Genomic DNA, 21540 nt, shown 5'->3' on the forward strand with positions numbered 1-21540 from the left:
TTCAGCGACCGTGGACGTTGACGGCCACTCCGCTCAGGTGGCCCTCCTCGGCGATGTCCAGCAGCGTGGTCGCCACGTCCGCCCGGGTCAGGGCACGCGGCGTGGCCAGCAGCTCGCGGCGGATCACGACCGACCCTGCGGCGGGCCGGTCGGTGAGCCGGGTCAGCCGGACGATGGTCCAGTCCAGGTCGCTGGTGCTCACGGCCTGCTCCAGGTCGCGAGCGTCGGCGTAGGGGGTGGCCAGCAGGCGGCGCAGCAGCCAGATGAGCAGGAACGGCTTGCGGGCGACGATCGGGTAGGGAGTGGTGACGATCAGCCGCTCGACCCCGGAATCCGTCATGGCCTGGATGACGGTGCGGGTGGCCTCGGCCGCGCGGTGCGGGTCGCTGCTGTCGCCGCCGTTGATGATGGAGATCACCGCGTCCGCGCCCTCCACGGCCGCGCGCATCTTGTCCAGGTCGCGGCCGTCGCCTTCGACGACGGCATCCGGCCGCGCTTCCAGGGCGGCGGCGTTGCGGGTGAAGGCGGTGACCCGGTGGCCGCGGCGCAGCGCCTCGGCCAGGACGTAGCGGCCGGTGCGGCCGGTGGAGCCGATCAGAGTGAGGTTCACGGCTTCACCGTCCGGGTGATCGAGTCGACGCGCTGAACCCGTCCGTCGGGGGCGAACCGGGCGAACTCGCCGAGCTCGGGAGGTCCGGCGGCACGGTGACCAGGACGGCGACGGAACATGACTGTTCTCCTTAGCGGCTGGAGGGCCGGTCGACGACGGCGATGGTGATGATCAAGACGAAAGCGGCCACCGCGCTCAAGGTGCGCAGGTCGTGGAACAGCTCCCACCGCCGGAAGATCTCGGCGTAGCCATCCGGGACCGGACCGGCAGCCCATTCCCGGAAACGCGCATGCAGCGGGACGTTGCCGAACACGGTGACGAGCAGCGAGGTCAGCGCCAGCGCACCGGCGCCGAGCGCCAGCCGGCGCGCCCGGCCGCGGCCGGCGATCGCCAGACCGAAGGTCGTGAGGATGGCCAGCGCCATGGCGCTCTGCATGACCGGCTCGTTGACCTTCATCATCGTGGTGTGGAAGGTCAGGCGCACATCCAGCGGAACGGCCCCGAACGTGGGGATCACGTTGGCCGCGCCGTACGCGAACGCGCCCGCGAGCAGGCCGGTGGCAAGCAACGCCGCCCCGTGGACGTACCTGAATGGGGTTCCCATGAACGGCTATCGTCGTCCGGCCGGAGTTCGACGGCGTCCCACCCACGGAGTCATCTGCCGCTACCCCACGGGGATCACCCCGGCTGCCGGCGCTGCGACGCCGGGAGTAGCCGCCGACGGCGGGAGGTCAGGCGAGGCTGTCGAGCCAGGCGCGGTGGAGGCGGGCGAACCGGCCGGCGCCGGCGATCAGGCGGTCCGGCGGGCCGTCCTCCACGATCCGGCCGTGCTCCATGACGAGCACCCGGTCGGCGATCTCCACGGTCGACAGGCGGTGGGCGATGATCAGTGCGGTCCGGTCGGCGAGGATCGTCCGCAGCGCCCGCTGCACGAGGCGCTCGCTGGGCACGTCGAGGCTGGAGGTGGCCTCGTCCAGGATCAGCACGGCGGGGTCGGCGAGGAACGCCCGGGCGAACGCGACGAGCTGCCGCTGCCCCGCCGACATGCGGCCGCCGCGCTTGCCGACCTGGGTCTCGTACCCGTCGGGCAGCGCGGAGACGAACGTGTGGGCGCCGATGGCCTCGGCGGCCCGCTCGATCTCCGAATCCGGCGCGCCGGGCCGCCCGAACCGCACGTTGTCCGCGACCGTCCCGCTGAACAGGTAGTTCTCCTGGGTGACCATCACCACGTGACGGCGCAGGGTGTCCTCGTCCAGCTCGCGCAGGTCCACACCGTCGAGGAGCACCCGCCCGGCGACCGGGTCGTGGAACCGGGCGATGAGCTTGGCCAGCGTCGTCTTGCCCGCGCCCGTGGTGCCGACGACGGCCACGGTCTGCCCGGCGGGGATCACCAGGTCGAGCAGCGGCAGCACCGGCGGGCCGTCGGGATAGGCGAACCGGACGGCCTCGAAGCGCAACGCCCCGGCGGCGCGCGGCAGCGGCGCCGGGCGGCGGGGCTCGGCCACCGAGGGCCGCTCCTCCAGCACGCCCGACAGCTTCTCCAGCGCCGCCCCGGCCGACTGCAGGGCGTTGTAGAACTGGCTGATCTCCTGCATCGGCTCATAGAACTGGCGCAGGTAGAGCAGGAAGGCGGCGAGCACGCCGACCGTGACCGTGCCGCGCAGCGCGAGCAGGCCGCCGTACAGCAGGACGGCCGCGACGGTGACGTTGCCGATCAGCTTGATCCCGGGCATGAACACGGCGACCAGGCGCATGCCCCGCGTGTTGGCGGCGCGGTAGTCCGCGTTGAGCCGCTCGAAGATCTCCTGGTTGCGCGGCTCCCGCCGGAACGCCTGCACCGCGCGGATCCCGGTCATCGACTCCACGAAGTGGACGATGACCAGCGCGACCGCCTCCCGCGTACGGCGGTAGGCGACGCTCGACTGGCGGCGGAACCACCGGGTGAACAGCAGCAGGACCGGCAACGGCAGCAGCGCCACCAGGCCGAGGCGCACGTCGAGCACGAGCAGCATGACCGCGGTGCCGCACAACGTGAGCACGGCCGTGACCAGGCCGTCGAAACCGGAGTCGAGCAGCTCCGCGATGGCGTCCACGTCGGAGGTGAGCCGGGAGATGACCCGCCCGGAGGTGTACTTCTCATGGAACGGCAGCGACAGGCGCTGGAAGTGGTCGAAGACCCGGCGGCGCAGCTCCAGCAGGATGTCCTGGCCGATCCGGCCCGACATCTGCAGGAACGCCTGCCGGGTGAGCGCCTGGGTGAGCGCGGCGGCCAGCACCGCGCCGACGATCGCGAGCAGCGTGCCCGCGCCCTGCCCGCGCACCATGGGCGGGATGCCGTCGTCGATGCCCGCCTTCACCAGGTACGGCAGGGCCAGTCCCGCGGCGTTGGACACCACGATGACCGCCGTGAGCACGCCGATGGCCCGGCGGTGCGGGCGCAGCAGGTCGCCGAGCAGGCGGCGCGACCGGGTGCGCAGCAGCAGGGAGACGTGCTCGGAGATCTCGTCCCGGTTCTCGGCGGCGACCCCGCGCCACGTTTCCGTGCTTCTCGCGTCGCCATCGGAACGCTCACGTCCCGTTCGCTCGGTATTCCCCGCGTCGCTGCCGGTCTCTTGGCTCATCGCATCGATCCCTCGGGGTCGAGGTCGGCGTCCTGGGCGAGCAGTCGGCGATACTCCGGCACGGCCGACAGCAGGTCGCCGTGGCGGCCGACGTGGGTGACGGTGCCGTCGCGCAGCAGCGCCACCCGGTCGGCGAGCAGCACGGTCGAGGCGCGGTGCGCCACGACGATGCCGGTCGCCTCGGCGAGCACCCGCCGCAGCGCCTCCTCGACCAGCGCCTCGGTCTCCACGTCGAGCGCCGACAGGGTGTCGTCGAGGACGAGCACCCGCGGCCTGCCGAGGACCGCCCTGGCCAGCGCGAGCCGCTGCCGCTGACCGCCCGACAGCGACATCCCCTGCTCTCCGATGCGGGTGTCGAGCCCCCACGGCAGGTCGTAGGCGAAGGTCGCCTGCGCGATCTCCAGGGCCTGCCTGATCTCCTCCTCGGTGGCGTGTCCATGGCCGAGCGTCACGTTCTCGCGGACGCTCATCGAGAAGAGCGTCGGCTCCTCGAACGCCGTGGCGACCACCGAGCGCAGCGAGGTCAGCGACAGGTGCCGCACGTCGTGCCCGTCCACGGTGACGCGGCCCGAGGTTACGTCGAGCAGGCGGGGCACGAGCGCGGTGAGCGTCGTCTTGCCCGACCCGGTGGCCCCCACGAGGGCGACGGTCTCCCCCGGCCGCACCTCCAGCCACACGTCGCGCAGCACCGGCCGGTCGGCGCCGGGAAAGCGGAACCCGACGCCCTCGAAACGTACGTGGCCGCGCGGGCGCTCGATGACGGCCGGGCCGCCGCTGATCGCGGGCACCGTGTCGAGCACCTCGACCACCCGGTCGGCCGAGGTCATGGCCTCCTGGCCCATGGCGAGGATGTAGCCGAGCGAGGCGACCGGCCAGACGAGCTGGAGGACCAGCGTGGTGAAGGCGACCAGGGTGCCGAGCGTCAGCGCGCCGGCGCCGACCGCGATCGCGCCGAGCAGCAGGACCAGGGCGAGCGTGACGTTCGGCACGACTTCGAGGAAGGTGAAGAACCGGGAGGCCAGCCGCACCTTCGCCAGCGAGGTGCGGCGGATCTCGCGGGCGGCGGCGGCGAAGTTCGCGAAGACGTGCTCGCGCCGCCCGAACGCCTTGACCGTGCGGATTCCCACGGCCGACTCCTCGACCAGCGTGGCGAGGTCGCCCTGCTGGTCCTGCACCTGCCGGGAGATGACGATGTAGCGCCGTTCGAAGCGCAGCGCCAGGACCACGACCGGGACGGCGGAGACGGCGACGAGCAGGCCGAGCGGCCAGTACATCCGCAGGAGCACCACGGTGACCGCGGTGAGCTGCAGGATGTTCATGATCAGGAACAGGACGCCGAAGCCGAGGAACCTGCGGATCGTCGACAGGTCGGTCGTCGCCCTGGACAGCAGCTGGCCCGACTGCCATCTGTCGTGGAAGCTCATCGGCAGCCGCTGGAGGTGCCGGTAGAGGTCGTCGCGGATCGCGGTCTCGAGGCCGAGGACCGGCCCTGCCTGGGACCAGCGGCGGACGAACGTGAGGACCGCCTCGGCGACGCCGAGTCCGAGGGCCAGCAGCCCGAGGGGGACCAGCCCGCCGAGGTCGCCGTGGGCCACCGGGCCGTCGATGATCTCCTTGCTCACCAGCGGGATCACCGTGGCCGCGGCGATCCCCAGCAGCGCGGCGAGCCAGGACACCACCAGGCTGGGCACATAGGGGCGCAGGTAGGACCGCAACCGCCACAGCGAGCGCCACGACGTCCGGCGCACAGCGTCGTCACTCGCGTCGGGCCCAGGTGCCTGAGTTGAGTCCGGTGCCTGAGGGGACTCCGATGCCTGAGGGGGGTCCATCAACGGGCGCAGCGCTCCTCCGGCATCTGACAGGAAAGGTCGACTCGCTCCTGCCATGCTCCGTCGAAGGGCGCCGCGCCTTCAAGGGGTTTTCTTCCGCCGCCGGGTGCCCCAGGCCGTGCGGCCCGGGGGAACCCGGCCGCCGGGGTCAGGTCGACGGGTGGGCGACCGCCGAGCCGATCGTGTGGACGCGCAGGGCGTTGGTGGAGCCGTGGTTGCCGGGCGGCGAGCCGGCGACGACGACGACCTTGTCGCCCTTCTCGCAGACGCCGAGCGACAGCAGCGAGGCCTCAACCTGGCGGACCATGTCGTCGGTGTGGTGCACGAACGGCACCTCGAACGTCTCCACGCCCCAGGTCAGCGCGAGCTGGCCGCGCACCTGCGGGTTGGAGGTGAACGCCAGCAGCGGGATCGGCGAGCGGTAGCGGGCCAGGCGCCGGGCGGTCTCGCCGGACATCGTGAACGCCACCAGGGCCTTGGCCCCGACGATCGCGCCGACCTCGGCCGCGGCGCGGGCGATGGCGCCGCCGGTGGTCTCGGGCAGGCGCTCCAGCGTGTGGGTGGCCTGCAGCGTGGTGCCCTCCGCGGCGACCGCGATGCGGGCCATCGTGGAGACCGACTCGATCGGGTAGGTGCCCACCGAGGTCTCGCCGGACAGCATCACCGCGTCCGCGCCGTCCATCACCGCGTACGCGACGTCGGACGCCTCGGCGCGGGTGGGCCGGGGAGCGCTCATCATCGAGTCGAGCATCTGGGTGGCCACGATGACCGGGTGGGCCTTCTCGCGGCACAGCTCGATGATGCGGCGCTGGACGATCGGCACCTGCTCCAGCGGAAGCTCGACGCCGAGGTCGCCGCGGGCGACCATCACGCCGTCGAAGGCGTCCACGATCTCCTCGAGGCAGTCGACGGCCTGCGGCTTCTCGATCTTGGCGAGGAGCGGGAGCCTGACGCCCTCCTCCTCCATGATCCCGTGGACGAGCGCGGCGTCGTCCGGCGACCGGACGAACGACAGGGCGATCATGTCGAAGCCGGTGCGCAGGGCCCAGCGCAGGTCCTCCTCGTCCTTCTCCGTGAGCGCCGGAGCGCTGACGGCGACGCCGGGGAGGTTGAGGCCCTTGTTGTCGGAGATCATGCCGCCGATGACGACACGGGTGACGACGCGCGGCCCCTCGACCGCGGTCACCTCGAGGTTCAGCCGGCCGTCGTCCACGAGGATCGTGTCGCCGGGCTTGACGTCGCCCGGCAGGCCCGCGTACGTCGTGGAGACGATGTCCCGGTCGCCGGGGACGTCCTCAGTCGTGATCGTGAAGACGTCGCCGAAGCCGAGCCGTACGGGCCCGGAGGCGAAACGCCCGACGCGGATCTTGGGGCCCTGGAGGTCGGCGAGGACGCCCACGGCGCAGCCCAGCTCGTCGGCGGCGGCTCTGACCCGGTCGAACACCTCCTTGTGCAACTCATGGCTGCCGTGCGAGAGGTTGAAGCGGGCGACGTTCATGCCCGCCTTGATGAGCTCGCGTAGGCGCTCCGGCGAGGAGGTGGCGGGCCCGAGGGTACAGACGATCTTTGCTCGACGACTCACAGCACTACCCTAATTGGTACAGACCACTTGCAATGACGGCGCACACAGCTGTCGCCAAATGTTCAGACACTTCACGCGATCATCCGCGTGCCCTAGCCTTGGCAGCCATGGGACGTACCCGGACTTGGGGGGTAATAACGGCGCTGTTCACCCTGGCCGCGTGCGGAGGCCAGGGTACCGAATCGACCGCGCCGCCGACGGGTGTTTCGGTATCGCTGAACCAGTGGCGCAGCGACGAGACGTCCCACGAGCTGGAGGTGTCCGTGCGCAACGACACCGGCACGCAGGTGCGCTTCCGGGACGTCCAGCTCGTGACCGGCTCGTTCGCGACGCTCCCGCCGACCCGCCTGGACACCACCCTAGGCAGGACGCCGCGCACGGACCTGCGGATCCCGTACGGCGAGGCGCGCTGCGACCCGGCGAAGATCCCGCCGGTGCGCCCGGCCACGGTGGTGGCGCACATCCAGGTCGGCGACGGGACACCGCGCAAGGTGGTGTTCCCGGTCCACCACCCCGATCCCACGCTGGACGGGCTGGTGAAGGCCGAGTGCGGGGCCTACATCCTGCGCCGGTCGGTGGACGTGACGTTCGGGGACACCTGGACTCGCGCGGGCCGGACCCTCCACGGGAACCTCGTCGTCACCAGGAAGGGCGGATCGGAGCCGATCACCATCGACGACCTCGGCGCCACCACGCACTACACGATGCTCCCCCGCTCCGGCAAGCGCAGGCCGGTGGCCGTGCTCGCGGCGGACGCCACGCGGCTGGAGATCCCGGTGGAGGTCACTCCCATGCGCTGCGACTGGCACGCGTTCGCGGAGGCCAAGAAGGCCTACCTGTTCCCGATCTACGGCACCGTGGGCGGCGGCGAGAAACGTTACCTCATCGCGACGCCCCCGGCTCCGGTGCAGCAGGCGTTCCTGTCGTACGCGCAGGACGTGTGCGGCGTCGGCGGATCCTGATCGCGAGACCCGCCCAGGAGGCGAGCACGACGGCGATCACCGCCAGCCGCACGTGCCAGACGTACGCCTCCGGGTAGACGGCGCCCTCGATGTAGGTGTCGATGAAGCCGCCGGGCAGCAGGCCGGTCTCCCCCGCCCTGGCCCGCCCCCAGTTCTCCAGCGCGGTCAGCGGGCACTCCACGAGCCCGGCGAGCTGCACCAGCCCCCAGGCGCACAGCGCGAGGTGCGGCCAGATCAACCGGGGCCGCCACCAGGCGAGGAAGCCGCCCAGGGCGATGTAGGCGATGACGAGAAAATGCGCCACCATCGTGGCCTGCCAGACGAGCCGGTAGATCATGATCTGCCCTCCTCCGCGAAGGAGGGTAGGCCGCAGTGGCTCGCCGGGCATCCGGTGGACTACTCAGGCGCGTACTCAGGTGGGGACGAGCCCCGGGACGAGCTCCGGGACGAGGCCCAGTAAGGGCCCCGGGAAGGGGCCCAGGAGCAGGCTCAGGGCGCGACGGTGGCGGCGCGGGCGGCGTCCACCAGGCCGTGGCCGAAGAAGCCGTTCTTCGCCGTGGGCCCCTCGCAGAGCTGGCTCTCGCCCGTGCCGTACCGGTAGGTGCGGGGGGCCGGGCAGCCCTTCGGCGTCGCCGCAGCGTACAACAGGCGCTCCACCTGCGCGGGGTCCATCTGGAGCCCGCCCTTGCCCGGCTTGCCGAACCTGCCGATGATCAGCGCCGCCACCCCGGTGACGTGCGGCGCGGCCATGGAGGTGCCCTCCATGTACTGGTAGTAGGCGCACTTGCCGTCGTGGCAGTCGCGGATCACCGAGGACGTCTTCGGCTTGCCGGCGGCGTCGATGAGGCCCTTGGCGCGCAGGACGCTCTCGGGGGCGGCGGCCAGGATCTCCCGGCTCGCGCCCTTGAAATCGGTGCCGCCGTCGAACATGTCGCCGCCCGGCGCGGCGATGTCGGTCTGCTCGACGCCGTAGTCGGAGTACGACGCCTTGCGCCCGGCCGGGCCCACGGAGGACACCGAGATGACGCCGTCCAGCTCTGCCGGGACGTTGATGCAGGTGTTGTCGACGACCCGCTTCTTCTCCGCGCCCTTCGGGAAGTCGGGGCTGGAGGTGTCGCTCTTCACCTTGCCGAGGTCGAGGCCCTCGTTCCCGATCGCGCTGACGAGTGTGACGCCGTGCGCGCGGGCGTACTTGACCGCGCGGCGCATGCCCTCCAGGATCGCCCGCTGCTCCAGCCGCTCCCTGTTCGTGTCGCTCGGGTTGTTCTCGCAGTTGAACGTCCAGGGGTCGACGTAGAAGCTCATGTTGACCACGTCGACGCCGACGTCGGCGGCGTACTCCAGGGCGTCCATGGTGGGCTTGAGGAAGAAGAAGCCCGAGTCGGTGCCGGCGCGGAGGTTGACCAGCGACACGTCGGGGGCGACCCCGCTGACGCCGAGGCCGTTGATCGGCGAGCCGATCGTGCTCGCGACGTGGGTGCCGTGGCCGTCGTCGTCGACGTCGGCCGGGTCCTTGCAGCCCGTGTGCTCGCAGGGCCCGTCGAGCGTCTTGCCGTTCTCGTCGGTCGGCTGGTCGACGACGAAGTTGCGGCTGAGCGCCCGGTTGAAGTTGGGCGCGATGTCGGGGTGCGTGCCGTCGACGCCGGTGTCGATGACGCCCACCAGCACCTTGCGGCTGCCCCGGGCCTTGGCGTACGACCCGGTGGGGGTGGCGCCGATCATCTTCATGTCCCACTGGCGGCCCGAGAGCGGGTCGCCGCCCTGTGCTGACCTGACATGCTTCGCGGCCGACCGGACGTGCTCCGTGCTCCGCGTGCCGGCGGAGACAGATGCGCCGGATGTGGCGGGCGCGCCGGCGGTCTTGCCGATGGGACGGTCGAGCGTCACACCGACCACGGAGGGGTCGGCGCCGATCTTCTCGGGGTCGGACGCGCGCACGACGAGGTAGCCGAGCTTGTCGTCCCGTCCTTGGACCGTTCCTCCGGCCGCCTCGGCCGCCCGCTGCGCGGCGGCCGAGCCGCCGTCCTTGTAGAAGACCAGGTAGTTCTGCGCGGGCTCGGACGCGGCCGCCGCCCCCGGCAGCGCCGCGGCCCCCAGCCCGCCGAGCATGGTGATGGACATGATGGCCCCGGCGAGCCGCCCCCGTGCGTACAACGATCCTCCTCGGTTGCGGGCCCCTGGTGCGGAGGCCCCTCGATCCGGGCACAGCATCCTCCCGGCAGCCGTACGCGCTCGCAACCCGGCCACCGAACTTGGATATGCCCGTTTTATCCCCTACGCCCCGATCGCCGTGGTCCGGTCCCCTGGGACCACGGCGGCGGGTCACATCTCAGACGAGGGGCCTCGCGGTCGGCGGAATGGGAACGGGCAGGACGGTCCGCCCGCTCAGGTAGCGGTCCACCGCCGCCGCCGCCGACCGGCCCTCGGCGATCGCCCAGACGATCAGCGACTGGCCCCGGCCCATGTCGCCGGCCGCGAACACGCCCTCGACCGACGTCTCGTACGACGCGTTCCTGGCCACGTTGCCCCGGGCGTCGAAGAACGACTCCGGGCCGCCGGACAGCGCCGCGAGGTCGTTCAGCAGCGGGCCCTTCTCCGGGCCGAGGAAGCCCATCGCGAGCGTCACCAGCTCGGCCGGGATCTCCCGTTCGGTGCCGGGGATCGGCGCGAAGCCCGACGCCGGGCCCTCGACCTCGACCAGGCGCAGCGCCCGCACGTTGCCCTCGTCGTCGCCGGCGAACTCGGTGGTGGACACCGCGTACACGCGGTCGCCCGCCCCGGCCTCCAGCTCCTCGTGCGCGCTCTCCATCTTGAACAGCATCGGGTAGGTCGGCCACGGCTGGCTGCCCGGACGGGTCTCCGGCGGCCTCGGCATGATCTCCAGCTGCGTGACCGACAGGGCCCCCTGGCGGATCGCCGTGCCGATGCAGTCGGCGCCGGTGTCGCCGCCGCCGATCACGACGACGTGCTTGCCCTCGGCCGAGATCGGCGACTCGGTGTAGTCGCCCTCCTGGGTCTTGTTCGCGGGCGGGAGGTACTCCATCGCCTGGTAGACGCCCTTGAGCTCGCGGCCGGGCACCGGCAGGTCGCGCCAGGCAGTGGCGCCGCCCGCCAGCACGACGGCGTCGAACTCCTCGCGGAGCCGGGCCACGGTGACGTCCACGCCGACGTTGACGCCGGTGCGGAACTCGGTGCCCTCGGCCTCCATCTGGGCGATGCGGCGGTCGACGTGCCGCTTCTCCATCTTGAACTCGGGGATGCCGTAGCGGAGCAGTCCGCCGATCCGGTCGGCCCGCTCGAACACGACCACGTCGTGCCCGGCGCGGGTGAGCTGCTGCGCGGCGGCGAGGCCGGCCGGGCCCGAGCCGACGACCGCGACCTTCCTGCCCGTCTTGGCGGCGGGCGGCTGCGGCGTGACCCAGCCCTCGGCGAAGGCGCGGTCCACGATCTCGACCTCGACCCGCTTGATCGCGACCGGGTCGGAGTTGATGCCGAGGACGCACGCCGACTCGCACGGCGCGGGGCACAGGCGGCCGGTGAACTCCGGGAAGTTGTTGGTCGCGTGCAGCCGCTCGATCGCCTCGCGCCAGTCGTCGCGGTAGACGAGGTCGCTCCACTCGGGAATGAGGTTCCCGAGCGGGCAGCCGTTGTGGCAGAACGGGATGCCGCAGTCCATGCAGCGGGCCGCCTGCTTGGTGAGGGCGGGCCGGGGGAAGTCCTCGTAGACCTCGCGCCAGTCGCGGATGCGAACGTCGACCGGGCGGCGCGCCGGCAGCTCGCGCCCGTGTGTCAGAAACCCCTTCGGGTCAGCCAACGGTGTTACCCCCCTCTATCCCTGCGTGGAAACGGTCGTGATGATTCGCATCGGCGTCACCCGTGGGCGGCGGCCATGACCGCCTCGTCGATGTCGCGGCCCTCGGCCTCGGCGGCGGCCCGCGCCCGCAGGACCCGCTTGTAGTCGGTCGGCATGACCTTGCCGAACCGGCCGAGCGCGGCGTCCCAGTCGGCGAGCAGCGCCTTGGCCACCGTGGACCCGGTCTCCGCGAAGTGCTTCTCGACGATCTCCCGCAGGAACTCGGTGTCGTCGTCGTCCAGCGCCTCCAGCTCGACCATCTCGCGGTTGACCCGCTCGGGCCGCAGGTCGAGCACGTACGCGACGCCGCCCGACATGCCGGCGGCGAAGTTGCGGCCGGTCGGTCCGAGGACGACGGCCCGGCCGCCGGTCATGTACTCGCAGCCGTGGTCGCCCACGCCCTCCACGACGGCGGTCGCGCCGGAGTTGCGCACGCAGAACCGCTCGCCCACGACGCCGCGGACGAAGACCTCGCCGGACGTCGCGCCGTACAGGCCGACGTTGCCGGAGATGACCTGCGTCTCGGCCTCGAACGGCGCGTCGGGGTGCGGGCGGACGACGATCCGGCCGCCCGACAGGCCCTTGCCGAGGTAGTCGTTGGCGTCGCCGGTCAGCCGCAGCGTGACGCCGCGCGGCACGAACGCGCCGAACGAGTTGCCCGCCGAGCCGGTGAACGACACGTCGATCGTGTTGTCCGGCAGGCCGGCTCCGCCGTACCGCTTGGTCACCTCGTGGCCGAGCATCGTGCCGACCGTGCGGTTGACGTTGCGGATGGGCAGCTCCAGCGTGACCGGGTCGCCGAAGTTCAGCGCGCCCTCGGCGAGCTGGATCAGCGTGTTGTCCAGCGCCTTGTCGAGCCCGTGGTCCTGCTCGACGACCTTGCGGCGCGGGGTGCCCTCGGGCAGCTCCGGCTGGTGCAGGATCGGCGACAGGTCGAGGCCGGCGGCCTTCCAGTGCTCGACCGCCCGGGTGGTGTCGAGCAGATCGGCCCGGCCGATGACCTCGTCGAGCGAGCGGTAGCCGAGCTCGGCGAGGTACTCGCGCACCTCCTGGGCGATGAACTCGAAGAAGTTCACCACGAACTCGGGCTTGCCGGTGAACCGCTTGCGCAGCTCGGGGTTCTGGGTGGCCACGCCCACCGGGCAGGTGTCGAGGTGGCAGACCCGCATCATGACGCAGCCGGAGACGACCAGCGGAGCGGTGGCGAAGCCGTACTCCTCGGCGCCGAGCAGCGCCGCGATGACCACGTCGCGGCCGGTCTTGAGCTGGCCGTCGGCCTGGACGACGATGCGGTCCCGCAGGCCGTTGAGCAGCAGCGTCTGCTGGGTCTCGGCCAGGCCGAGCTCCCAGGGGGCGCCCGCGTGCTTGACCGAGGTCAGCGGGGAGGCGCCGGTGCCGCCGTCGTGGCCGGAGATCAGCACGACGTCGGCGTGGGCCTTGCTGACGCCCGCCGCCACGGTCCCGACCCCGACCTCGGCGACCAGCTTCACGTGGACGCGGGCACGCGGGTTGGAGTTCTTCAGGTCGTGGATGAGCTGGGCCAGGTCCTCGATCGAGTAGATGTCGTGGTGCGGCGGCGGCGAGATCAGGCCGACGCCGGGCGTGGAGTGCCGGGTCTTGGCGATCCACGGGTACACCTTGTGGCCGGGCAGCTGGCCGCCCTCGCCGGGCTTGGCGCCCTGCGCCATCTTGATCTGCAGGTCGTCGGCGTTGACGAGGTACTCGCTGGTCACGCCGAAGCGGCCGGAGGCCACCTGCTTGATCGCGCTGCGCCGCTCGGGGTCGTGCAGCCGCTCGGGGTCCTCGCCGCCCTCACCGGTGTTCGACTTGGCGCCGAGCCGGTTCATCGCGATGGCCAGCGTCTCGTGCGCCTCCATGGAGATGGAGCCGTACGACATGGCGCCGGTGGAGAACCGCTTGACGATCGACTCGACCGGCTCGACCTCGTCGATCGGCACGGGCGCGCCGCCGGGACGCAGCGTGAACAGGCCGCGCAGCGTCATGAGCTTCTCGGACTGCCCGTCCACCAGGGACGTGTACTCCTTGAAGATCTCGTACCGCCGGGTGCGGGTGGAGTGCTGCAGTTTGAAGACGGTGGTCGGGTTGAACAGGTGCGGCTCGCCCTCGCGGCGCCACTGGTACTCGCCGCCGACCTCCAGCCGCCGGTGCGGGTTCTCCGCGCGGGGGTAGGCCCGCGCGTGCCGCTCCAGCGCCTCCTTGGCGAGCACGTCGAAGCCGACGCCGCCGAGACGGGAGGTGGTGCCGGCGAAGCACCGGTCGATGACCTCGGCGCCGAGGCCGAGGGCCTCGAAGATCTGCGCGCCGGTGTAGGAGGCGACCGTGGACACGCCCATCTTGGACATGACCTTCAGCACGCCCTTGCCGTACGCCTTGATCAGGTTGCGCACGGCCTTGCGCGGGTCGAGGTCGAGCTGACCGGTGGCGATCATGTCCTCGACCGTCTCCAGGGCGAGGTAGGGGTTGATCGCGCTGGCGCCGTAGCCGATGAGCAGGGCCATGTGGTGGCACTCGCGGGCCTCGCCGGTCTCGATCACGAGCCCGACCCGGGTGCGGGACTTCTCCCGGATGAGGTGGTGGTGCACGGCGCCGGTGAGCAGCAGCGACGGGATCGGCGCCTTCTCACGGGAGGACCCGCGGTCGGACAGCACGATGATCCGCGCGCCGTCCTCGATGGCCCGGGAGACCTCCTGGCGGATCTCCTCCAGCCGCCGCACCAGCGCCTCGCCGCCGCCGGCCGCGTCGAACAGGCCGGACACGACGTACGGCTGGAAGCCGGGCAGCGCGCCCTCGTCGTTGATGTGGATGATCTTGGCGAGCTCGTCGTTGTCGATCACCGGGTAGGGCAGCACGAGCCGGCGGCACGAGGCCGGGCCGGGCTCGAGCAGGTTGCCCTCGGGGCCGATCGTCGACTGCAGCGAGGTGACGAGCTCCTCGCGGATGGCGTCGAGCGGCGGGTTGGTGACCTGCGCGAACAGCTGGCTGAAGTAGTCGAACAGCAGCCTCGGCTTCTCGCTCAGCACGGCCACCGGGGTGTCGGTGCCCATCGAGCCGATCGGCTCGGCGCCGTTCTTGGCCATCGGCGTGAGGATGACCCGCAGCTCCTCCTGGGTGTAGCCGAAGGTCTGCTGCCGCTTGACCAGCGCCTCGTGGGTGGGGTGCTCGTGCTCGCGCTCGGGCAGCTCCTCGAAGCGGACCAGGCCCGCGTGCAGCCACTCGCCGTACGGCTGGGAGGCGGCGAGCTCGGCCTTGATCTCGTCGTCCTCGATGATCCGGCCGCGCGCGGTGTCCACCAGGAACATGCGGCCCGGCTGCAGGCGGCCCTTGCGGACGACCTTCTCCTGCGGGATGTCGGACAGCACGCCCGCCTCGGAGGCGAGCACGACCAGGCCGTCGTCGGTGACCCAGAACCGGCCCGGGCGCAGGCCGTTGCGGTCGAGGACCGCGCCGACCAGCGTGCCGTCGGAGAAGGTGATGGACGCGGGGCCGTCCCACGCCTCCATGAGGGTGGAGTGGAACTCGTAGAAGGCCCGGCGGGCCGGGTCCATCTCGGTGTGGTTCTCCCACGCCTCCGGGATCATCATCAGCACGGCGTGCGGCAGCGACCGGCCGCCGAGGTGCAGCAGCTCCAGCGTCTCGTCGAACGAGGCGGTGTCGGAGCCGTCGGGGTCGCAGATGGGGAACAGCCGCCGCAGGTCGCCCGGGATCAGGCCGGTGGCGAGCATGGCCTCGCGGGCGCGCATCCAGTTGCGGTTGCCGCGCACGGTGTTGATCTCACCGTTGTGGGCGACGTACCGGTACGGGTGGGCCAGCGGCCAGGAGGGGAAGGTGTTGGTCGAGAAGCGCGAGTGGACCAGCGCGATGGCGCTGACGTAGCGCTCGTCGGACAGGTCGGCGAAGAACGGCTCGACCTGCAGCGAGGTCAGCATGCCCTTGTAGACGATGGTCCGCGAGGACAGCGAGGAGAAGTAGACGTCCGCCTCGTGCTCGGCCCGCTTGCGGAAGGCGAACACGATCCGGTCGAGTTCGACGCCGGTCTCGCCGCCGGCCGAGGTCACGAACAGCTGCGTGAAGTGCGGCATGACCGCCCGCGCGGTGGCGCCGGGCAGGTCGCGGTCCACCGGCAGGTCGCGCCAGCCGAGGATGGTCACGCCCTCCTCGGCGGCGATCTCCTCGATGAGGCCGATCGCGGTCCGCCTGGCCTGCTCGTCCAGCGGCAGGAAGGCGGTGCCCGCGGCGTACGCGCCCTCGGCCGGCAGCGGGAACTCCACTACCGCACGGAAGAACGCGTCGGGGATCTGGGTGAGGATGCCCGCGCCGTCGCCGGTGTCCGGCTCGCTGCCGCTGGCACCCCGGTGGTCGAGGTTGCGGAGCGCGGTCAGTGCCTTGGCGACGATGTCGTAGCTGCGGCGGCCGGCGACATCGGCCACCATGGCTACGCCACAGGCGTCGTGCTCGAATCCGGGGTCGTAGAGTCCCTGGGGCTCGGGGAGACCTCCGGGAAGGCCAAGGCGGGCAGCAGGCATGTAGTCACTCCCGTCGTCAACGTCTGCGTGGAACAGAGGGACGACGCTGGCCCTGCTGCGGTTGTGGTGCTTAGAGATTACAACACGCTGCCGGAATAGTGCCCCCCAGGTCCGCTTCGCGAACCTTCACAGGTCAGCGCCGTGGATATGGTTTGCGCATGAGTGGTCATGAGGCGATCGACGAACTGCTGGCGGCGGCCGGCGTGGACGGATTGCGCCTGCGTGGAGCGCTGGCGCTCCTGTCCGGCGGCCGCTGGTGGACCCTGGCCGACCTGATCCGGGAGACCGCCACGTCGCGGCGGACGATCGAGTCGCTGCTGCGAGTGCTCCCCCTTGAGCACAGCGGCGACCATGTCCGTATTCCCATTGATCAGGTCAACCGCTACAACGCCGGGGTTGATACGGATATTTCCGGTCTTGGGAATCCGGTCGCCGGAATGGTCGCGGCGCACGCCGAGACGCTCGAACGCCTGGAGACGCTGATCGCCGGGGCCCCCCGGGGGCGGCACGCCCTCGACCACGTCTCCGCGACCGCTGAGACCGTGCTGCGCCGCGCCCTCCTGCTGGGGCGGCGGTTCTGGCTGCCCGGCGCCCGCCTTCTGTGCGTCGGCGACCACGACCTGACCTCACTGGCCGTGCGGATGGTCCACCCCGAGGTCGAGGTCGCCGTGGCCGACATCGACGACCGCATCCTCGAGTACATCGACGCCCAGGACCTGGGGGTGCGCACCCGCTGGGCCGACCTGCGCCTCGGCCTGCCGCCGTCGCTGCGCGGCTGGGCCGACCTCGCGATCACCGACCCGCCGTACACGCCCGAGGGGATCGGGCTGTTCGCCGCCCGCGCCGCCGAGGGCCTGCGCGACCGCGACCAGGGACGGATCCTCGTGGCGTACGGCGCCTCGGAGCGCACCCCGATGCTCGCGCTGAAGGTGCAAAAAGCCCTCTTCGACCTCAACCTGCTGCACGAGGCGATATTTCCGTACTTCAACCGGTATCACGGGGCGGAGGCGATCGGCAGCGCGGCGGACCTGTACATACTGCGGCCCACCACGAAGACGTGGCCGGCGATCGCCGCCCGGCTCGACCGCCTCGCCACGGCCATCTACACCCAGGGCCCCCAGGCCGTCGAGTCCGCCCCCGCGGCGCCGCCGGACGAGGCGGCCGTGACCGCGTTCCGACCGGACCTGCTCGCCGGGGACTGGCCGCGCGGCCTGCTGCTGCAGGTGCCGCGCACCCGGCTCGCCACCCTGCTGGCCAAGCCGTACGCCGCCGACCCCGAGAGGGTGGCGATCGCCGTGCCTGCCGGGCTGGAGGCCGCGCTGCCCCGGCTGCTGCTCGCGACGCGCGCCCGGCACGTGCGCGTGCTCACGCCGGGCCCGGTCGCCGACCTGCCCGCGCTCGCCGCCCTGCTCGCCCCCGTCTATCGCCTGGCCGCCGAGGGCCACGTCCTCGACGCCGTACGGCTCTCGCCCCCCGACAGCGGTCCGGAGCGGGTGGTGCGCAGGATCATGGACAGCGCCCATGGGAAGGTCGCCAACGCCTGGCGCGAGGCGCTCACCGAACCCGGCCCGGCCGGGACGGCCGGGCTCACCAAGCGGCAGGCCAGGGCCGCCGTCGAGGAGGCCGCGCCGTGGGCCCTCGACGCCACCCCGCTCGAACTCCCCCTCCACCGCCTCGCCCGGATGAGGGCGCGAATCGGCGCTCCCACCACGGCCTGACGAGGCCGGCCGGGCAGATCGCGCCGAACCTGTCGCGCTGGTTCGTCGCGCTGGTCTGTCGTGCTCGTCTATCGCGCGGCGGGGGCGGACGGCTGCGCGGACGTGCTCGCGCCGGGCGCGGACACGGCGGGAGAGGCGCCGGGATCGGAGGGGGGCTCCTCTGAGGGCTGGGCGGTGTCGGCCGGGCCCGGCGGTTGCGCGGGGTCCGACGGCACCCCGGCCACCTTGACCACACGCCGGAAGACCGCCTTCTCGGCCTCCCGCACGGCCAGGCCGAGCATGATGAAGTCGTCCTTCTCCCCCGGTTCCGCGCCGTCGGCCCGGCCGATCCAGGCCACCCCGAGGTAGTGCCCCAGGACGTAGGCGTTTCCCTCGCTGTAGGCGCCGAACTTCGCCCGCGGCGACTCCAGCGGCTGCACCCAGGCGCCCCGGTAGAGCGATGCCAGCGACTTCGCCAGCGACTCGGCCGCCGCGACGTCCGCGAGGTTGAACAGGGTGTACTGCGCGACATACATCCCGTCGGCCGTGGCGTACAGGCCGCGGACGGCCTGGCCGCATCCGGCCTCGGCCAGGGCCTCGGCGAGGTCGGCTCCCCAGACGGCGCCCGCGCAGGCCTGGTCCAGGCGGCCGGCCAGCCTGCGCAGCGTGACCTTCCCGGCCGTGAGCGTCCGCGCGCCGAACACCTCCTGGACGGTCAGCGCCGCGGTGTCGGCCTTCCTGTCGGCGATCGGGGCCAGTTCCTTCAGGGACGGCCAGGACTGGAAGGACGCGGGCAGGCCCTCCCCGGACACCTCACCCGACGCCTGCGCCGGCTGCGGCTGCCCGCCGCCGATCGCGTTGACCACCAGCGTCAGCACCAGGGCGATCGCCAGCACTCCCACAGCGGTGACCGACCACACGAACACACGCTGCTGCCGGTCGTCCAGCCCCAGCTCGGCGAGGGCGGCCCCGGTCCGCCCCTCGGCCGGCGCGGACGACCGGCGCTTGCGCTTGGTCATAGACCGCCGGTTCCAATCAGCGAGCCCAGGCCCCAGGTCAGCGCCGCCGCCACGGCCCCCACCACGAGCTGGCGCAGGCCGCTGAACCACCAGCTGCGGGCCGTCACCCGGGAGACCACGGCGCCCGCGGCGAACAGCGCGACCATCGACACCGCGGCGGAGATCCACAGCCCCCGCACGCCCAGCAGGTAGGGCAGGAGCGGGATCAGCGCGCCGATGCTGAACGACAGGAACGACGACACGGCGGCCAGCACGGGTGAGGGCAGGTCGTCGGGGTCCACGCCGAGCTCGGCCCGCGTGTGGACCGCCAGGGCCTCCTCCGGGTTCCGGGAGATCTGCCGGGCGACCTCTCTGGCGGTCTCCGGGTCCACGCCCCGCTGCTCGTACATCCGGGCGAGCTCGGCCTCCTCTGCCTCGGGGTGCCGCTCCAGCTCCCGGCGCTCGACGTCGATCTCCGCCTGGGCGAGCTCGCGCTGGCTGGCGACCGACACGTACTCGCCGCCCGCCATGGAGAACGCTCCGGCGGCCAGGCCGGCGATGCCGGCGAGCGCGACGATCCTGGTCTCCGCGGTGCCTCCGGCGACGCCCGCGATCAGCGCGAAGTTGGAGACCAGCCCGTCCATCGCGCCGAAGACCGCGGGGCGTAACCAGCCGCCGTTGACATCCCGGTGCTCGTGGTGAATCTCGGCCCGCGCCCCCGTCGTGGCCTTCGTCATCGCTGGCCGGCCTCCGGTTCCGCCGCCGCGCCGTCGCTCGCGGCGCCCGCTCCCGCGGTCGCCGTCGGTTTGCCCGAGCCCGCGTCGCCGTCCGGTGGGGCCGGATCGCCGGCGCCGCCTCGCGTCTCCCGATCCTCCCTCTCGTCGTCGCGCAGGAGTTCCGGCTCGTCGGCCTGGTCCCGCCCGTGGGCGGGGTCGGCGTGGTCTCCGCCGGTGTCGCCGGTCTGCGCGCCCAGCGGCTCCTCGCCCGTGCGGTTGCGGGCCAGCCACAGGTACGCCAGCGCGCACAGGAAGATGACGACCGAGGTCCACTGGTTCAGCCGCAGGCCGAGGATGTGGTGGGCGGGGTCCACCCGCAGCCCCTCGACCCAGAACCGGCCGAGCGTGTAGCCCGCGACGTACATCGCGAACACCCGGCCGTGCCGCAGGCCGAACCGGCGGGCGGCCAGGATCAGCACGCCGGCGAGCGCGAGGTCCCACAGCGACTCGTACAGGAACGTCGGGTGGTAGGTGGTCGCGCCGGGGATGGTGCCCGGGCGGCCCGGCTCGATCTCCAGGCCCCACGGGAGGTCGGTGGGGCCGCCGAACAGTTCCTGGTTGAAGTAGTTGCCCCACCGGCCGATGGCCTGTGCCACGGCGACGCCGGGGGCGAGGGTGTCGGCGATGGCGGTGAAGGAGATGCCGCGCCGGCGGCAGGCGATCCAGACGCCGAGCGCGCCGAGGGCGATCGCGCCCCAGATGCCGAGGCCGCCCTCCCATATGTACAGAGCGTCGATCGGCCGCTTGGGCGCTTCCGAGCCGAAGTAGATCTGCCAGTCGGTGATGACGTGATAAAGGCGTCCGCCGACGAGGCCGAACGGCACGGCCCAGACCGCGAGATCGGTGATCGTCCCGGCGGCGCCGCCACGGGCGCGCCAGCGGCGTTCGCCGATCCAGACGGCGACGATGACGCCGAGCACGATGCACAGCGCATACGCGCGGATCGGGATCGGTCCGAGATTCCAGACCCCCTGTGACGGGCTGGGAATCGAGGCGAGGAGGGGCATGTAACGTGACGTTACCGCAAGAGAGGGCGGGTCCGGAGCGAGGCGCGGGCATCCGCCCCGCGACCTGCGCCGACCATCCGCCGCACCCCGCTCAGGGCTCGGTGGCAGGCGTCTCACGGAGGGCGGCCAGGCGTGCGGCGAGCTCCCCCAGGCCCGGGTATTCGCCGAGATCCACCAGCCCCAGCCAGCCGAGTGCGGTGACCCCCTCGGGGTCGAGCGCGCCGAGGACGCCGCCCACGAGCGCCGCGACCGTGTCGGTGTCCCCGCCGAGCGACACGGCGTACGGGAGCGCCGCGGCCAGGCCGGGGGCCTCTCGGATCACGTGGACCACCGCGGCGGCCGTCTCCACGGCGTCGAGGGAGACGCCCTCGGACGGGGGCGACCACCGGCCGCGGGCGGCGTCCGTCACGGTGTCCATCGGCCCGTAGTGCTCGCCCGCCCAGCGGGCCTCGGCCGCGGCCGCGGCCGGCAGATCGGCCGCGCCCGCCCCCTCGACCGCGGACGACGCCATGGCCGCGATCACGCAGGCCGCCGCCACGGCCGCCGGCGCGCGGTGCGTCGCGGCCGACAGCGCCTCGCACAGGCTCCGGCGGCGTTCCGGCAGACGGGACGGCACGGCCCAGCCGACAGGGGCGATGCGCATGGCCGCGCCGTTGGTGGGCAGGTCGCCGGCCGAGGGCGCCGGGAGCTCCCCTGTGGCATGGAAGTGCGCGAGGGCCCGCCTCGTCGTCGGCCCGAGGCCGCGCACCCCGGGCGCCGCGTCGGCCAGACGGGTCAGGAAGTCCATGGAGGCCGGGCGCCCGTCCGTGTCGGCCAGGCATTGGGCCACCAGCACCATCTGCGCGGTGTCGTCGGAGGTCGAACCGCGCGGCCACCCCCGGTCCTGAGCCGGCAGCCGGACGACCTCGGCCGGGTCGATGCTCTGCGGCGGGCGGCCCTCCCAGGGCACGCCGAGCGCGTCGCCCGCCGCGAAGGCGATCATCGCCCCGTGGATCCTCCTCGCGGCGCCCGCGGGTTCGGTGAGGGAAGACAGGTCGTCGTACGGCATGCGGGCATGCTAA

Annotated in this window: 16 protein-coding genes; 2 read left to right on the forward strand and 14 right to left on the reverse strand. The window is 72.4% G+C overall.

Annotated features, from left to right (window positions below; genetic code table 11):
* Window position 1: 1 nt before the first annotated feature.
* The 6 genes from HHX35_RS00790 to pyk all read right to left on the reverse strand — a co-directional run bounded on the left by HHX35_RS00790 (window position 2) and on the right by pyk (window position 6642).
* Entirely contained in the window at window positions 2-610 is a 609-nt protein-coding gene (locus HHX35_RS00790) for an NAD(P)H-binding protein (protein ID WP_182897127.1), read from the reverse strand.
* On the reverse strand, window positions 607-729 hold the full coding sequence (locus tag HHX35_RS43045; RefSeq protein WP_259404674.1) for a hypothetical protein: 123 nt from the start codon (window positions 727-729) through the stop codon (window positions 607-609). Before HHX35_RS43045 ends, HHX35_RS00790 begins: the two co-directional genes overlap by 4 nt.
* An 11-nt stretch (window positions 730-740) precedes the next feature.
* Window positions 741-1178, reverse strand: coding sequence for an anthrone oxygenase family protein (locus tag HHX35_RS00795; protein ID WP_259404675.1), 438 nt, complete (start codon window positions 1176-1178; stop codon window positions 741-743).
* Window positions 1179-1341: 163 nt separating this feature from the next.
* Window positions 1342-3231, reverse strand: a complete 1890-nt coding sequence (locus HHX35_RS00800; RefSeq protein ID WP_182897129.1) for an ABC transporter ATP-binding protein — start codon at window positions 3229-3231, stop codon at window positions 1342-1344.
* On the reverse strand, window positions 3228-4979 hold the full coding sequence (locus HHX35_RS00805) for an ABC transporter ATP-binding protein (RefSeq protein ID WP_310738827.1): 1752 nt from the start codon (window positions 4977-4979) through the stop codon (window positions 3228-3230). The genes HHX35_RS00800 and HHX35_RS00805 overlap by 4 nt, the downstream gene beginning before the upstream one ends.
* Window positions 4980-5208: 229 nt before the next feature.
* Complete coding sequence (gene pyk, locus HHX35_RS00810; protein ID WP_182897131.1) at window positions 5209-6642, reverse strand: pyruvate kinase; 1434 nt, start codon at window positions 6640-6642, stop codon at window positions 5209-5211.
* A 107-nt stretch (window positions 6643-6749) separates the two neighbouring features.
* Here pyk and HHX35_RS00815 point away from each other — a divergent pair, with 107 nt between their 5' ends.
* Complete coding sequence (locus tag HHX35_RS00815; RefSeq protein ID WP_182897132.1) at window positions 6750-7604, forward strand: hypothetical protein; 855 nt, start codon at window positions 6750-6752, stop codon at window positions 7602-7604.
* Here the strand turns inward: HHX35_RS00815 and HHX35_RS00820 are convergent.
* From HHX35_RS00820 to gltB, 4 genes are all read right to left on the reverse strand, one after another.
* Complete coding sequence (locus HHX35_RS00820) at window positions 7525-7941, reverse strand: DUF2784 domain-containing protein (protein ID WP_182897133.1); 417 nt, start codon at window positions 7939-7941, stop codon at window positions 7525-7527. The genes HHX35_RS00815 and HHX35_RS00820 overlap by 80 nt on opposite strands.
* A gap of 152 nt (window positions 7942-8093) precedes the next feature.
* On the reverse strand, window positions 8094-9758 hold the full coding sequence (locus HHX35_RS00825) for a S8 family serine peptidase (protein ID WP_259404676.1): 1665 nt from the start codon (window positions 9756-9758) through the stop codon (window positions 8094-8096).
* 175 nt (window positions 9759-9933) lie between these two features.
* Window positions 9934-11418, reverse strand: a complete 1485-nt coding sequence (locus HHX35_RS00830) for a glutamate synthase subunit beta (protein ID WP_182897134.1) — start codon at window positions 11416-11418, stop codon at window positions 9934-9936.
* Between the two features lie 56 nt (window positions 11419-11474).
* The gene (gene gltB / locus HHX35_RS00835; protein WP_182897135.1) at window positions 11475-16001 is read right to left on the reverse strand and encodes a glutamate synthase large subunit; all 4527 of its coding nucleotides are present in this window, start codon (window positions 15999-16001) and stop codon (window positions 11475-11477) included.
* A gap of 158 nt (window positions 16002-16159) precedes the next feature.
* Between gltB and HHX35_RS00840 the strand changes: the two genes are divergently transcribed.
* Window positions 16160-17719 carry a bis-aminopropyl spermidine synthase family protein gene (locus HHX35_RS00840; RefSeq protein WP_182897136.1) on the forward strand — a complete coding sequence of 520 codons (1560 nt, stop codon included), beginning with the start codon at window positions 16160-16162 and terminating at the stop codon, window positions 17717-17719.
* Window positions 17720-17787: 68 nt separating this feature from the next.
* Here HHX35_RS00840 and HHX35_RS00845 read toward each other — a convergent pair whose 3' ends face one another.
* The 4 genes from HHX35_RS00845 to HHX35_RS00860 form a co-directional block, all read right to left on the reverse strand.
* Window positions 17788-18717 carry a hypothetical protein gene (locus tag HHX35_RS00845; RefSeq protein WP_182897137.1) on the reverse strand — a complete coding sequence of 310 codons (930 nt, stop codon included), beginning with the start codon at window positions 18715-18717 and terminating at the stop codon, window positions 17788-17790.
* Window positions 18714-19433: a VIT1/CCC1 transporter family protein gene (locus HHX35_RS00850; RefSeq protein WP_139574351.1), complete on the reverse strand. Its 720-nt coding sequence runs from the start codon at window positions 19431-19433 to the stop codon at window positions 18714-18716. The genes HHX35_RS00845 and HHX35_RS00850 overlap by 4 nt, the downstream gene beginning before the upstream one ends.
* A complete protein-coding gene (gene lgt, locus HHX35_RS00855; RefSeq protein WP_182897138.1) occupies window positions 19430-20479 on the reverse strand; it encodes a prolipoprotein diacylglyceryl transferase in 1050 nt (349 codons plus the stop codon). Before lgt ends, HHX35_RS00850 begins: the two co-directional genes overlap by 4 nt.
* A gap of 91 nt (window positions 20480-20570) precedes the next feature.
* Window positions 20571-21527 carry an ADP-ribosylglycohydrolase family protein gene (locus HHX35_RS00860; RefSeq protein ID WP_182897139.1) on the reverse strand — a complete coding sequence of 319 codons (957 nt, stop codon included), beginning with the start codon at window positions 21525-21527 and terminating at the stop codon, window positions 20571-20573.
* Between the last annotated feature and the right edge of the window lie 13 nt (window positions 21528-21540).

This window comes from Microbispora sp. H10830 (genome assembly GCF_014161375.1).
GTDB classification, from domain to species: Bacteria; Actinomycetota; Actinomycetes; order Streptosporangiales; family Streptosporangiaceae; genus Microbispora; species Microbispora catharanthi.